At 44.3% G+C, this 13,554-nt stretch carries 12 protein-coding genes; 2 read left to right on the top strand and 10 right to left on the bottom strand.

Features of this window, described 5'->3' with window-relative positions; translation table 11 throughout:
- Positions 1 to 10 precede the first annotated feature (10 nt).
- The 9 genes from cobK to ACTNDS_RS08325 all read right to left on the bottom strand — a co-directional run bounded on the left by cobK (position 11) and on the right by ACTNDS_RS08325 (position 10,778).
- Positions 11 to 2,062: a precorrin-6A reductase gene (cobK, locus tag ACTNDS_RS08365; protein WP_441034991.1), complete on the bottom strand. Its 2,052-nt coding sequence runs from the start codon at positions 2,060 to 2,062 to the stop codon at positions 11 to 13.
- Complete coding sequence (gene cobJ, locus ACTNDS_RS08360) at positions 2,055 to 2,786, bottom strand: precorrin-3B C(17)-methyltransferase (protein ID WP_441034989.1); 732 nt, start codon at positions 2,784 to 2,786, stop codon at positions 2,055 to 2,057. The genes cobK and cobJ overlap by 8 nt, the downstream gene beginning before the upstream one ends.
- Complete coding sequence (locus ACTNDS_RS08355) at positions 2,779 to 3,900, bottom strand: cobalt-precorrin 5A hydrolase (RefSeq protein WP_441034987.1); 1,122 nt, start codon at positions 3,898 to 3,900, stop codon at positions 2,779 to 2,781. The genes cobJ and ACTNDS_RS08355 overlap by 8 nt, the downstream gene beginning before the upstream one ends.
- 73 nt (positions 3,901 to 3,973) lie before the next feature.
- Positions 3,974 to 4,750, bottom strand: coding sequence for a precorrin-4 C(11)-methyltransferase (gene cobM / locus ACTNDS_RS08350; RefSeq protein ID WP_441034986.1), 777 nt, complete (start codon positions 4,748 to 4,750; stop codon positions 3,974 to 3,976).
- A gap of 255 nt (positions 4,751 to 5,005) precedes the next feature.
- The gene (cbiD, locus tag ACTNDS_RS08345; protein ID WP_441034984.1) at positions 5,006 to 6,166 is read right to left on the bottom strand and encodes a cobalt-precorrin-5B (C(1))-methyltransferase CbiD; all 1,161 of its coding nucleotides are present in this window, start codon (positions 6,164 to 6,166) and stop codon (positions 5,006 to 5,008) included.
- A 313-nt stretch (positions 6,167 to 6,479) separates the two neighbouring features.
- Positions 6,480 to 7,823, bottom strand: coding sequence for an MATE family efflux transporter (locus ACTNDS_RS08340; RefSeq protein ID WP_441034982.1), 1,344 nt, complete (start codon positions 7,821 to 7,823; stop codon positions 6,480 to 6,482).
- A 33-nt stretch (positions 7,824 to 7,856) separates the two neighbouring features.
- Positions 7,857 to 8,621 (bottom strand): type III pantothenate kinase, encoded by a 765-nt coding sequence (locus tag ACTNDS_RS08335; protein WP_441034981.1) that lies wholly within the window; start codon positions 8,619 to 8,621, stop codon positions 7,857 to 7,859.
- Positions 8,622 to 8,727: 106 nt separating this feature from the next.
- Positions 8,728 to 9,930, bottom strand: a complete 1,203-nt coding sequence (gene coaBC, locus ACTNDS_RS08330; RefSeq protein WP_441034979.1) for a bifunctional phosphopantothenoylcysteine decarboxylase/phosphopantothenate--cysteine ligase CoaBC — start codon at positions 9,928 to 9,930, stop codon at positions 8,728 to 8,730.
- Positions 9,931 to 9,944: 14 nt separating this feature from the next.
- Positions 9,945 to 10,778, bottom strand: coding sequence for a peptidylprolyl isomerase (locus ACTNDS_RS08325; protein WP_441034977.1), 834 nt, complete (start codon positions 10,776 to 10,778; stop codon positions 9,945 to 9,947).
- 252 nt (positions 10,779 to 11,030) lie between these two features.
- Here ACTNDS_RS08325 and ACTNDS_RS08320 point away from each other — a divergent pair, with 252 nt between their 5' ends.
- Positions 11,031 to 11,510, top strand: coding sequence for an S-ribosylhomocysteine lyase (locus ACTNDS_RS08320; RefSeq protein WP_441034976.1), 480 nt, complete (start codon positions 11,031 to 11,033; stop codon positions 11,508 to 11,510).
- A 129-nt stretch (positions 11,511 to 11,639) separates the two neighbouring features.
- Here ACTNDS_RS08320 and ACTNDS_RS08315 read toward each other — a convergent pair whose 3' ends face one another.
- Entirely contained in the window at positions 11,640 to 12,113 is a 474-nt protein-coding gene (locus tag ACTNDS_RS08315; protein WP_441034975.1) for an SH3 domain-containing protein, read from the bottom strand.
- A gap of 141 nt (positions 12,114 to 12,254) precedes the next feature.
- Here ACTNDS_RS08315 and ACTNDS_RS08310 point away from each other — a divergent pair, with 141 nt between their 5' ends.
- Positions 12,255 to 13,469 carry a dicarboxylate/amino acid:cation symporter gene (locus ACTNDS_RS08310; protein WP_441034973.1) on the top strand — a complete coding sequence of 405 codons (1,215 nt, stop codon included), beginning with the start codon at positions 12,255 to 12,257 and terminating at the stop codon, positions 13,467 to 13,469.
- The last annotated feature ends 85 nt before the right edge of the window (positions 13,470 to 13,554 follow it).

The following is a 13,554-nucleotide window of genomic DNA, read 5'->3' as shown; positions in this document are numbered from 1 at the left end:
GCATCATTTGTTATTTCCCGGGATTCTGAAGTGTAATAATATAAATAGGATTCTCACCCATCATCATATGATAACGTCCGATTGCCTTTGAACGTGCCGCACTTAACTGCACGATTTCATTTTCTTCAAATCCAAACTCTTTCGCTGTTTCCAATGCTTCAGACACAGTCTCAAGAGTGATACAGTTGATCACGATCCGGACCTGAGGGTTCTTTTCAACCAGCAGCTTCACGATCTCTTTCAGATTTCCTGACGAGCCTCCGATAAAAGCATGGGTTGGTGTCGGAAGATCTTTCAGAGCCTCCGGTGCAAGTCCTTCCACGATCTCCAGATTATCCGCTGCAAATTTCAACTTATTCCGTTGGATCAGTTCAACTGCATCTTCCTTTTTCTCGATTGCCCAGACCTGTCCCTGATGAGCACGAAGTGCCATCTCTACTGACAGTGAGCCTGTTCCTGCGCCCACATCATAGCAGACGGAATCAGCAGTCAATCGCAGTTTGGAAAGGGATACCGTACGCACCTCTTCCTTTGTCATAGGCGCTTTGCCTCTGATAAATTCTTCATCTCTAATCCCATGCGTCTCCAGACGTGTTCCTGCATTTTCATTTACTGCACAGATGACGGACAAAGGATCACCCTTATATTCTGTCAGTTCGCTGGCAGGCTTTGCAAAAATCTTCTCATTTTCATAGGACAGATTTTCTCCCACATAAAGAATCACATCACCCATCCCGTATTTTACCAGTTTCTCTGCCAGAACTGCTACACCGTCTGAAGTTCCGAGTATGGAAAAAACTTTCTCTGTATTACAGATATGTGAGATAAGATTACAGCCTCTTCCATGTGCACTGACGATTTTGGCATCATCCCAGGACAATCCTATTTGGGACATAAAATATACAACTGAGGAAATCCCGCACTGAATCTCTATCTCTGTATTATTTTGTGCTGAACTATCCCGTTCTTCCTCACCCTTCTCTGATCTGTTCTTTCTCTGTACTCTCAGATCCGCACTGTCCTGACACAGTACTTCCAGAAGTTTTCTGGCCCCGCTGTAGAATCCCACATCTCCGGAAAGGACGATCACAATATTGTCATACTCCGGGTGTGCATCAATATAATCCCTGATCTCCTGGCTTCTGTATTCCACGAACACATCCTGTCCCGGACGTTTCACAGAATCCACCATCCTCCTGGCACCGATCAGAAGATCCGCCTGATCCAGGCTGTTCTTACCCTGGACAGTGAGAAGTTTTTGACTTCCCATTCCAATTCCCAGCAATGTAATGTGCGGTCTGTGGGCTAAACCGAAATGCTCTGTAAGAAATCTCTTACATTCTCTCACAGACATGCCTTCCTCCTTCAGAGGACGCCCGATGATCACAGGAACTGCATCACATTCCAGGGCAGCATCGATCTTATCCTGAAATCCCCCTGCTTTTCCTGTATCCTTTGTGACCAGATATCTGCAGTCATACTGTCTGAGCATTGCAGCATTCAGCTCTCTGGAAAAAGGCCCCTGCATTCCTATCAGATGTTTTCCCTCAAATCCCAGCTCTGCACAGGCTTTCATCACATTGGGCAGAGAAAGGACTCTTGCATAAAGACGGTTCTGATAATCCTTCATGCCTGTAAAGCCGGCCAGCTCCTTGCTTCCTGTTGTCAGCAGTACATTTCCCTGGATCTGATCCAGATAATCTGCAGCAGCCTGAACACTGTCCACATATACTGCCCTGTCCTCATGTTCTCCTGCTTCTCTCAGCACCCTGTAATATGCTGTCTGCGTATTCTCACAGGCTGTCCTGATATTTACAGTCACCTCAGCAGCATAAGGATGAGTGGCATCCAGCACCATTTCCGGTTTCTCCTGTAAAAAGGTCTCCTCCATGGCCGTTGCATCCAGTCTTCCGGTCTGCACAGTGAGGAATTCACTTTCTGTAAGAGATTTGCTGCCATATTCTGTGGCAACAAATCCCTTTGTCTCTATCTTATGATCTGCCAGAAACCGGCAGATCTCGTATCCTTCTGTTGTTCCCGCAAAAACAAGAACTTTATACATTCCTATATCCCCTCGGTGTTACCATCTTATTGTTGATTTCCTTTGTCTGAGAATTACCGATAAATACTGTGGTAAACATATCCACCTGTGTATCTCTCAGTTCCTTTAATGTCATTACATGAGCTTCTTCGCCTTCTCTTGCAATATTGGAAACGGTTCCGCAGATGGAATCCGGTGATTTGTATTTCATCATCAGATCACAGGCTTTCTGCAGATAATCATGACGTTTTTTACTTGACGGATTGTAAAGACATACAACAAAATCTGCCTGGGCTGCTGCCAGAAGTCTTGCCTCTATCTTTTCCCATGGTGTGAGAAGGTCGCTTAAGCTGATCAGACAGAAGTCATGGATCAGAGGTGCACCCAGAACAGCAGCTCCACCTGTTGCAGCTGTCACACCCGGGATGATCTCCAGTTCTGTTTCCGGATAATTGACACCAACCTCATACATCAGACCTGCCATACCGTAAACTCCTGCATCACCGCTGCAGATCATGGAAACAGTTTTGCCTTTCTTTGCCTCTTCAAAAGCAAGTACACAGCGGTCCACTTCCTTTTTCATTGGTGTAGTCATAAATTCTTTTCCCGGAAAATATTCCTTCACCAGGTCTACATATACGGTATATCCGATGATCGCATCACTTTCATTCATGGCGCGGATCGCTTTTCCTGTCATCTGGTCATAAGCTCCCGGTCCGATTCCGATTACATATATTTTACTCAAAATGTATCCTCCATTCCCTGGCAGCCACTGCTGTGGTCACACCATTTTCTCCTGTTTTTCTCTGCAGCAGCCTGCCATTTCCACTGGCAAGGACTGCACTTCTCTCACAGACATTGTCCACACCTGTGATCTTTTTTACAAAAGGTGAGGGAGTAAATTCTCCAGGCACCTGTTTCAGTTCTTCTTCTGTATAAGTCACAAAAGGAATCTGCCAGTCCTGTGACAATGACAGGATTCCCTGTTCTTCTTTCTTCAGATCGATACTTGCAATCTGCTCAAATGCTTCTTTATAAAATCCTGATCTGTCCAGCACCTTCTGCGCTTCCTCTGCGATTCCACGGGCATCCTTGTCTTTCCTGCAGCCCATGCCCAGAGTCAGACATTTCGGAACTACCTGTGTGGTAGAAATAAAAGGATTACAGGAAGTATGTACAGTAACCGCAACTCCGCAGTCTATATTCGTACAGTCTGTCCCTGTTCCATCAAAATCAGAGCTTTTCTGTGTTTCCTCTTCTGATCTGTCATCCGTACTGTTGACAGGATTCCCATATTCGTCACACCGGATCAGCCCCTCTGGCAGTTCGCCGTCCGTCGGAAACTCACTGTAAAATCCAACTTTCTTTCCTGCCAGAAGTGCAGCAGAGACTTCCTTTGCTGCTTTCATGTTAAAGATATTGCAATTGTTTTTCTTTGCAAAAACATCTACTGCAAAACGACGATGCAGGTCTGTGGCTGTTGTGACCACTGGTATAGCATCCAGAATTTCTGCTGTTTTTAGCGCCAGTTCATTGGCACCGCCCAGATGTCCTGACAGAAGGGAAATGACAAACTTTCCACACTCATCTACGACCAGCACCGCAGGGTCTGACTTCTTTGACGCTACATAAGGCGCAATGCTGCGGACGGCAATTCCGGTGGCACCGATAAAGATCAGTGCATCTGAATCAGAAAATTTCTCTCCTGCCCATGCAGAGGTACTGATCTGAATAGAATCCGGAAGATATTTACTTTTTTTATCCAGTTCTGCTGTCATACCGGCAGCTTCCAGACCCCGGCATAATCTCTCCCCGGTCTGCTGACCGGTAAGGCTGAAGCATATAAGTGCAACCTTCACTGTTATATTCCTTCTCTTTCTCCTGTTTACAGTAATCTCATAAACGATAGCAATTCCTTAAGGTTACCAGATTCTATGAGTGATGTGTTTTTGATTTCACAGCTTCACGAAATTCTGTAGTAAACTCCGGATCATACAGCTTGGAGCGGTCATAGTGTGCTGCTACAACTGTATCTCCGATGATCATCAGAGCAGTTTTTGTAATATTATTTTCTGCAGCCGTTTTTGCCAGTGTTCCCACTGTGCAGACGAAGGTCTTCTGTTCCGGCCAGGTTGCCTTATATACAATGGCTGCAGGTGTTTCTGCTGTGTAACCGCCTTCAATAAGACGTCTGCTCAGTTCTTCCAGCATTCCTGTACTTAAGAATACAACCATAGTTGCCTGATGAGCCGCAAATGACTGAATGCTTTCCTTGGACGGAACCGGAGTTCTGCCTTCCATTCGTGTAATGATCACACTCTGGGAAATATCCGGCAGAGTATATTCCAGATTCAGGGCACTTGCAGCACCGCAGAATGCACTGACACCCGGACAGTAATCATAAGCGATATTTTTCTCATCCAGAATATCCATCTGTTCACGGATCGCACCGTAAATACATGGATCTCCGGTATGAAGGCGGACAGTTGTCTTTCCCTCTGCTTCCGCCTTCTCGATCACATGGATCACTTCCTCCAGTGTCATTTTTGCACTGTTGTGGATAGTGCAGATGTCCTTTGTATATTCCAGAAGCTTTGGATTTACCAGTGATCCTGCATAGATCACCACATCTGCTTCCTCCAGATACTGTTTTCCTCTTACTGTGATAAGATCCGGTGCTCCCGGACCTGCTCCTACGAAATGTACCATAATCTATCATTCTCCTTATTATAAATTTATTTCAACTGTTCAATACTTTCACAGTTGTGAGTCAAAATCCATTCAAGCGGATATTCGCAATCCGCTTCGCTACTTGCTCATAACCGAATAACTGCTCCGCAGTTTATCAGAAGGAGCTTGCACTCCTCCTGATACAAGCAAGTCCCCACCCACTGCTTATTGCTTTTCGCAATTGAAGCAGGGGACTTACTTGATTCGGTTAAAATCGCCTTTGCGATAGGATCTTTACTGTGCCTCATCATTCTGTGCATTAATCAGCTTTATCAGCTTCTCTGCATCTGCAGTCTGCCCCAGATACCCATAAGTATTATTAAAAATCACTGCCCCCAGAAGGATCTGCTCATAGGATCTGTGATTTAAATAAAACTGGATCCTGTCCAGGATCTCTTTCATGGTCTTCTGAAGTATCTGATATTTTTCCAGAATGTCTATTGCTTCATCTGTAGTAGATGCATTCAGGATTTCCTTTGCACACTCCAACGATGCTCCTGCCCGGATCGCATTGGATGCCAGCACTTCCATCCTGGCATCTGCACTGTGGGAATGGGTATTCATGATTCCTGCTGCAACTTTTACAAACTTTCCGATATGAGCAATGAAAAGGATTCCCTTAACTCCCATATCAATTGCCATGTCAATGGTCTCACCTACATAATTGCTGCATTTAATATTTTTTTCATAAGGGAGATCCATATGCTCCCGCAGATAATCTGCCCCGTAATTTCCCGGTGTTACCAGAAGATATTCTTCTCCCTGGAAAAAATGCTGCTTCATCTCTACATTGATGCTCTGTACAAGAGCAGCTTCGCTCATAGGTTCTACAATCCCGGAAGTTCCCAGAATGGAGATTCCTCCCACAATTCCCAGACGTGGATTAAAGGTTTTCTTTGCAATTTCCACACCTTCAGGAACGGAAATGATGATTTTCAGACCACCCTCATAATCATATTTCTCAGCGATTTCTGTGGCTTCACGCAAAATCATGGCCTTTGGCACAGGATTAATAGCTGCTTCCCCGATTTTCTGGGAAAGTCCGGCTTTTGTTACCCTTCCCACGCCAATGCCTCCGTCAAGGATGATTCCCGGTTCTTTTGTCTTCTGCACTGTGGCATAGACCAGAATTCCATTGGTAGTATCTGGATCATCTCCTGCATCCTTCTGAATTGCACAGGTCACTCTATCCTCTTCAATTCGGATATCTTTCAGTTCCAGTGTAAGCAGGATTCCCTTAGGAGTCATCAAGGTGACAGCCTTCTGCATGACACCACCCAGCAGGATCTCTGCAGCACCCTTACATGCAGCTGCTGCGCAGGAGCCTGTTGTATAGCCAAACCTCATTTTTTTATTGCCACGTATCACGTAGTAATCTTCCAGTCCGTTTTTCATGACGCCTCCCTTGCTGCATTGTTGTCACATTCTGTCTGCAGATTACTCCACAGCATTGCTATACATAAAAAGGAGGGATTTCTGTGTGCAACAAAATCCCTCCTGAAAGTTCTTTTCCCGAAATATCCTCTGGTTGCCGCAGATCATATTTCCTCTCTACAATGAAAAGCAGACAGTATCTGGCTGTTACAGTAACGGACTTGCGCAGGAATTTCACCTGACTTCCTGTAATGCTTTTCCAGAATTATTTCCGAGAATCATTATATAATTTTGAGCAGTAAAAGTCAACGCATTTCATGGTTATACCGCCTTGTTATACTACCTTATGCTTCAGCCATTTCCTGCTGTGGAAGCGAAGAGAAAATACGATTCCCCGCACTGTCCAGTCAGTAAACATTCCAATCCATACAGCCATTGGGCCGAAGCCTCTGAAACGGATCAGATATACACAAAGACAAAAACGGAATGTCCACATAGTGATACAGGATGTGATCATAGAAAATTTTACATCTCCGGCTGCTCTGAGGCCATAGGCAGGGATAAATGCCAGAGTCCATACAATAGGTTTGACAACCGTTATCCAGGATATCATATGGAAACACATTCTTGCACTTTCCGGTTCCATACCACCCAGCTTTGTGACCGGAATGGTTAAGGCAAACACCAAAAGACAGCTTGCAACAACAATGATTTCTGCCAGAACACTTAATTTCTTAATATAGTAAACTGCCTCATCCTTTCTGCCCGCTCCCAGACACTGTCCTACTACAGTCATCAGACCGATTCCTACACCGATAGCTGCAATACCGTTAAGGTTCTCAAGGATATTCGTCATTGCCTGAGCTGCAATGGCTACCGTCCCCAGTGTAGATACGGAAGACTGTATTGCCAGCTTTCCAAGCTGAAACATGCTGTTTTCTATGCCGGACGGGATTCCCAGAGCCAGAACTCTTCTAATCATTTTTCCATCCGGACGGATCTGTCTGTAATTTCTGACTACAATAGGCTGTCTGTCCATACGAAGCTGCCAGAGTACCACTACAGCACAGAAGACTCTGGATGCAAGAGTTGCGATGGCAGCTCCTGCCACTCCCATATTGAATCCCCAGATCAGCGCCGCATTTCCGCCGATATTAATCACATTTGAAATAACCGATACTGTCATTGGCCCTCTGGTATTTCCCTGGGACCGGAATATGGATGCTCCCGCATCATAAAGTGCTATAAATGGGAAGGATAATGCCGTATAGAAGAAATACACCTGAGAGGCAGTCATAACATCTGCTTCTACTTTTCCGAATATCAGTTTTAACAGCAGCACACGAAACAGCAGGCACAGAGCAGTCACTGCTACGGATATGGCAGTAATGATAAATAATACCTGTCTTGCTGATTTATTTGCCATTTCATGATTTTTCTGACCTATGTACTGTGAACAGAGGATTGCACCGCCTGCTGCCAGCGCCGAGAACGCCTGGATCACCAATACATTGATGGAATCCACCAGAGATACCGCGGATATTGCAGCAGAGCCTACATTGCTGACCATCATGGTATCCACAGTTCCCATCAGGGAATTCAGTACCTGTTCAAAAATAACCGGTATCAACAGGGTTCGGAGCATTTTGTTCGTGAAAATATGTTGCTGTTCTTCCATTTTCGTCAATTCCTCTTTTTTACTTTACCCGAATTATTTATTTTTCCTGTAAATCAACATCAAGCCCTTGAGAAGCAGTTCTTCATCCAGGATGATTTCCTTTCTGCAGTGAGGCACAATCTTCTTTGCCAGACCGCCGGTAGCAATCACAGTTGTTTTTTCTCCAAGTTCTTCTTCTATGCGGTCAATAATTCCGTCCAAAGCCGCCGCATTGCTATAAAGCACCCCACTTTTCATACACTCAATTGTATTTTTTCCGATAATATGTCTGGGTGCATCGATGCTGATTCCACTAAGCTGGGAAGCTCTGGCAGTGAGCGCATCCAAAGAAATTCCCACACCTGGCATGATCATACCACCTACATATTGTTTCTTGCTGTTCACCACTGATATTGTAGTAGCAGTGCCCATATCGATCACCACAAGAGGAACCGGATAGCTAGCCAGTCCTGCCACCGCATCAGCCACCAGATCAGCTCCCAGCTGTCCCGGATTATCCATCACAATATTCAAACCAGTCTTTACACCAGGCCCCAGCACCATAACCTCTTTTTTCAGAATTTTCTCTGCTGCCAGTTTTGCAATATCTGTAATCTGAGGCACAACAGAAGAAATAATGCACCCCTCAATGTCTGTCCGTTTTATATGATAAATATCCAGTACAGTTTTAAGATCTACCGCATACTCCAGCTCTGTCTTTGTGTGCACTGTCGAAAGCCGCTCTGTAAAATAAATCTTTTCTTCATCTATACATCCAACTACAATGTTCGTATTTCCTATATCAATTGCTAAAATCATTCTGTCATTTCCTTATCTTTTTTACAATTTACTATAAATTATATAACATGAAAAGAGACTGCCGCAAATCTCTTTTGTGCAACAGCCTCCCTTTCTATCCTTTTCTTTATTTGCTGCCCGCTGTCATAACCAGAATTTTATCCAGAAGTCTGCCAGCCGCACCTTCTTTTGTCATAAGAGGAAGTGAAATTTCCTCTTCCCGGGTGATCAATGTTAGTACATTTGTGTCTCCCTGGAATCCGGCACCCTCTACTTTTACATTGTTTGCTGCAACCATATCCAAGTTTTTCTTTACCAGCTTTGCTCTGGAATTCTCGATCACATTTTGGGTTTCCATGGAAAATCCACACAAAAACTGTCCCGTTGGCTTATGTTCTCCCAGATATTTCAGAATATCATCTGTTCTCTCCAATTCTATGGACATCTGTCCCTCTCTCTTCTTGACTTTCTCGTCGCTGACATTTGCAGGGCGATAATCCGCAACTGCCGCCGCTTTAATGATAATATCCTGTTCATTACTGATAGAAGTCACTGCTTCATACATATCCTTTGCAGTCACAACAGGTACCAGATTTACAAACATTGGCGGCTCGATAGCAGTGCATCCACTCACCAGCGTAACATCTGCGCCACGAAGCATGGCAATTTTCGCAATTGCATATCCCATTTTTCCGGAAGAATGATTCGTGATATATCGCACAGGGTCAATTGCCTCCTGTGTCGGACCTGCTGTTACCAAAATTTTTTTACCCTTCAGATCCTTTTCACAGGCAGTTTCTCTTTCAATATAAGCAAGCAATGTCTCTGGTTCAGGCATCTTGCCCGCACCTGTATCACCACATGCCAGATATCCGTTTGCCGGTGCGATCACTTCATATCCATAATGCTCCAGAATTTTAAGGTTATCCTGTACAACAGGGTTTTTAAACATATTTGTATTCATGGCTGGTGAAATGAATTTCTTACATTTACATGCCATGATCGTGGTGGTAAGCATATCATCTGCAATCCCATGAGCCAGCTTGCCAATCACATTTGCGCTTGCCGGTGCGATCATCACTAGGTCTGCCTTCTTTGCAATGGATATATGCTCTACCTGAAACTGAAAATTCCGGTCAAAGGTGTCTACCAGGCATTTATTTCCTGTGAGAGTTTCAAAAGTAATGGGATTGATAAAATTTGTAGCGTTTTCTGTCATCAGTACATGCACATCTGCATGACGCTTCTTTAATGCGCTGGCCAGACTGGCGATCTTATATGCCGCAATGCTGCCCGTCACACCCAGTAATACAGTTTTTCCCTCAAGCATTTTCAAATTCTCCATCAGTCTATAATCGTAACTTTCTCGATCACAGGCTGCTCCTCTTTTGAAATGGTTCCATTATCATCTGTAGGTTTTGCATCCTCACAAATCTTATCCACAATATCCATACCCTCTGTTACATGTCCGAATCCGGCATAATCCCCATCCAGGAAGGTGCTGTCTGCCTGTACAATAAAGAACTGAGAGCTTCCACTGTCCGGGTCCTGGGCTCTTGCCATGGAAATAGTTCCTCTTGTATGGGAAATATTATTTTCCACGCCATTGTTGCTGAATTCTCCCTTGATGTTCTCATCAGATCCACCGGTTCCATCTCCATTAGGGTCTCCGCCCTGGATCATAAATCCCTCAATAATACGATGGAAAGTAAGTCCGTCATAAAATCCATCCTGGGCAAGCTTTACAAAATTTGTCACTGTAACAGGTGCAGAATCTGCATCCAGCTCTACCTCAATGGTACCGTAATCCTTGACCTCTATCTCTGCATGATGTGTTCCTGTAAGCTCTTTTGAGGTATCCAGAAGTACTCCCTGCGCAGCATCTGCGCTCTCCTTATCTGCATCCTTGCTTTCAGTATCTGAACTGTCTGCTGATTCGCTTTCTGAACCATCGGAGAAGCCTGCCTCTTCTGCTTCCTTCTCGCTTACAGCCTCATCACTGTCTGATGTCCCGGATTCTGTTTTTGTATCCGTTTTACTTTCCTGCTCAGAAGTATCTTCTGCAGATGTTTCCTGTGATTTTGATGTATCTTCTGCCTTTTCACTGCTTCCGCAGCCTGCAAGCAGTCCTGCTGACATAGCTGTAATACAAAGTGCTGCCAGTAATTTTCTCTTCATAAATCTATACCTCCGATTCTTACTATTTTTTCATACCCGGTTTTACTGTGAAATCGCCAGGCTTCCTTATTGCATTATAACGTATCATTAAAAAAAAACAACTCTTTTCACATATTTTTCATGCGTATATAATGATGTTAGAGTCAAAAAGTAGGCTCTTGAAATAAATCCCAGGGACTGCTACAATAAAAAGCGACAAAACAGGCATATCGCCTGTGACCATCGTATCATATAGGAAAGTGAGGAATCCAAATGGAAAAAATAACAAGTTTCACCATAGATCATATTAAATTACAGCCCGGTATTTATGTCTCCCGCAAGGATAAAGCAGGTGACAGCGTGGTCACTACCTTTGATATCCGTATGACCTCCCCAAACCAAGAGCCTGTCATGAATACAGCAGAGCTTCATACCATCGAGCATCTGGCTGCCACATTTCTCAGGAACCACCCAGAATTCGGGTCAAAAATGCTTTACTGGGGACCAATGGGATGCCGCACCGGCAATTATCTCCTGCTAATTGGAGACTATGAATCCAGTGATATTGTACCCCTGATGACCGAGACCTTTGAGTTCATCCGTGATTTTGAGGGAGAAGTCCCCGGTGCCGCTGCAAAAGATTGCGGTAATTATCTGGATATGAATCTTCCAATGGCAAAATATCTGGCCGGAAAGTTTCTGAAAGAAGTACTTTACGATATCAAACCGGACAGGCTGGTTTACCCACAATAATCCGGTTGTTCCAAGTCAAGAGGATAAAATCATCCGCTTCCCTACTTGTTTGTTTGGATTAAAAAAGAGGAAACGCATTCCGTCACAATGCGCTTCCTCTTTTTATTTTATAATTTTGTTTTTTATTGATTACTGCTCTGCGTACTCATCCTGTGCTGCTGCCTGGTCTGCTGATCCGTCCTGAGTTCCTTCAGGTGCTGTAGTTGTTACAAAGTCACCGCTTGCATAACATACCTGTCCATTGTAATCTACACGAATCCATCCATTCTCACATACCCCCGTGCTGTTTAAGGTTGTACCAGCTGCTACACTTGTCACCAGTTCTGCATCTGCACTTGCATCTGAGCGAAGATTCAATTCAGAAGCTGCATAATAGGTACCGTTTTTCACCTCAACCTTTACCCCACTGGCAGTCTGCTCTGTGGTCACCTCCGGTATGGGAGTTGCCTCCGGTGTAGGTGTCACTTCCGGTGTAGGGGTCACCTCCGGTGTAGGGGTAACTTTTACGATCATAACACTGGAATCAATGGTAGGATCAAATCCACAGCCGGAAGCTGCAAAAGCCAGGCCCAATACCAGAACCAGCAAAAGTGATTTTTTCATAAGTAAGTAATCCTCCTTTTGCATTTTTCAATGCTATACTATCCTTTAATATACACGATTTGGCAAAAACTTGCAAGTATCAATCAGCCATTGTAGATTTTTCGATTTCATATTATAATTGTCTTAAAAGGAGGTATTTTTATGAAAAAAAGCAAATTTTTATATAGTCTGCCATTTAAGCTTCTGGTTAGTGTAGCCTTGGGTATGGGATTCGGCCTGCTTTTAAATTTCAACTCTGAATCCGCCTTCACCACGACTGCATTAAATGTTATCGTAACTCTGAAATATATTCTGGGGCAGTTGATCAATTTCTGTGTTCCTCTGATCATTATCGGTTTTATCGCCCCATCCATAACCCAGCTTGGTAACAATGCTTCCCGCATGTTGGGGATTGCTGTCTTTATCGCCTATTTTTCTTCCATAGGGGCAGCTTTATTCTCTACAGCTTCAGGCTACCTGCTGATTCCACATTTATCTATCCGCTCCAGTGCAGACAGCCTGAGAAGTCTTCCTGATGTGATTTTTCAGCTTTCTATTCCACAGATCATGCCTGTCATGAGTGCTCTGGTTCTGGCTGTTATGCTGGGTCTGGCTTCTGCATGGACCAAAGCACAGCTGATGACTTCCCTGCTGAAGGAATTTCAGAATATTGTTCTTTCCCTGGTATCCCGGATCCTTATTCCGATCCTTCCTCTGTTCATTGGACTGACCTTCTGTTCTCTGGCTTACGAAGGAACTATTACCAGACAGCTTCCTGTATTCCTGAAAGTTATTGTCATTGTATTACTGGGTCATTTTATCTGGCTGTTTCTCCTGTATACTGCTGCCGGAATCTATGCCAGAGAAAATCCTCTGAAAGTTATACGCCACTATGTTCCCGCCTATCTTACTGCAATAGGCACCATGTCCTCAGCAGCCACCCTTGCCGTAGCACTTCAGTGTGCTGGAAAAGCTAAGCCCCTGAGAAAGGATATGGTTCAGTTTGGTATTCCTTTATTTGCCAACATTCATCTCTGTGGCTCTGTGCTGACAGAAGTTTTTTTCTGCATGACAATTTCCAAAATCCTGTATGGTGCTGTACCGGCGCCCGGGACTATGGCTCTTTTCTGCATTCTTCTGGGAGTTTTTGCCATAGGTGCTCCCGGAGTTCCCGGTGGAACTGTCATGGCCTCTCTCGGACTTCTCACCGGTATACTGAAATTCGGAGATTACGCCACTGCTTTAATGCTCACGATTTTTGCACTTCAGGACAGCTTCGGAACTGCCTGCAATATTACCGGAGACGGCGCACTCACTCTGATTCTTACCGGCTATGCAAAGAAACATCATATTGAAGAGCAGCACATTTCTATCTAGTACATCGACCATTTAATAAGTACCATATTAAACAGATGCAGACTCAGTCTCTTCAATATCATCCATTTTGTATTTCCAGTGGTAA

The organism is Blautia sp. HCP3S3_C12 (assembly GCF_052064155.1).
In the GTDB taxonomy this organism is placed as follows: Bacteria; Bacillota; Clostridia; order Lachnospirales; family Lachnospiraceae; genus Blautia_A.
This window is presented reverse-complemented; position numbering and strand designations above follow the sequence as displayed.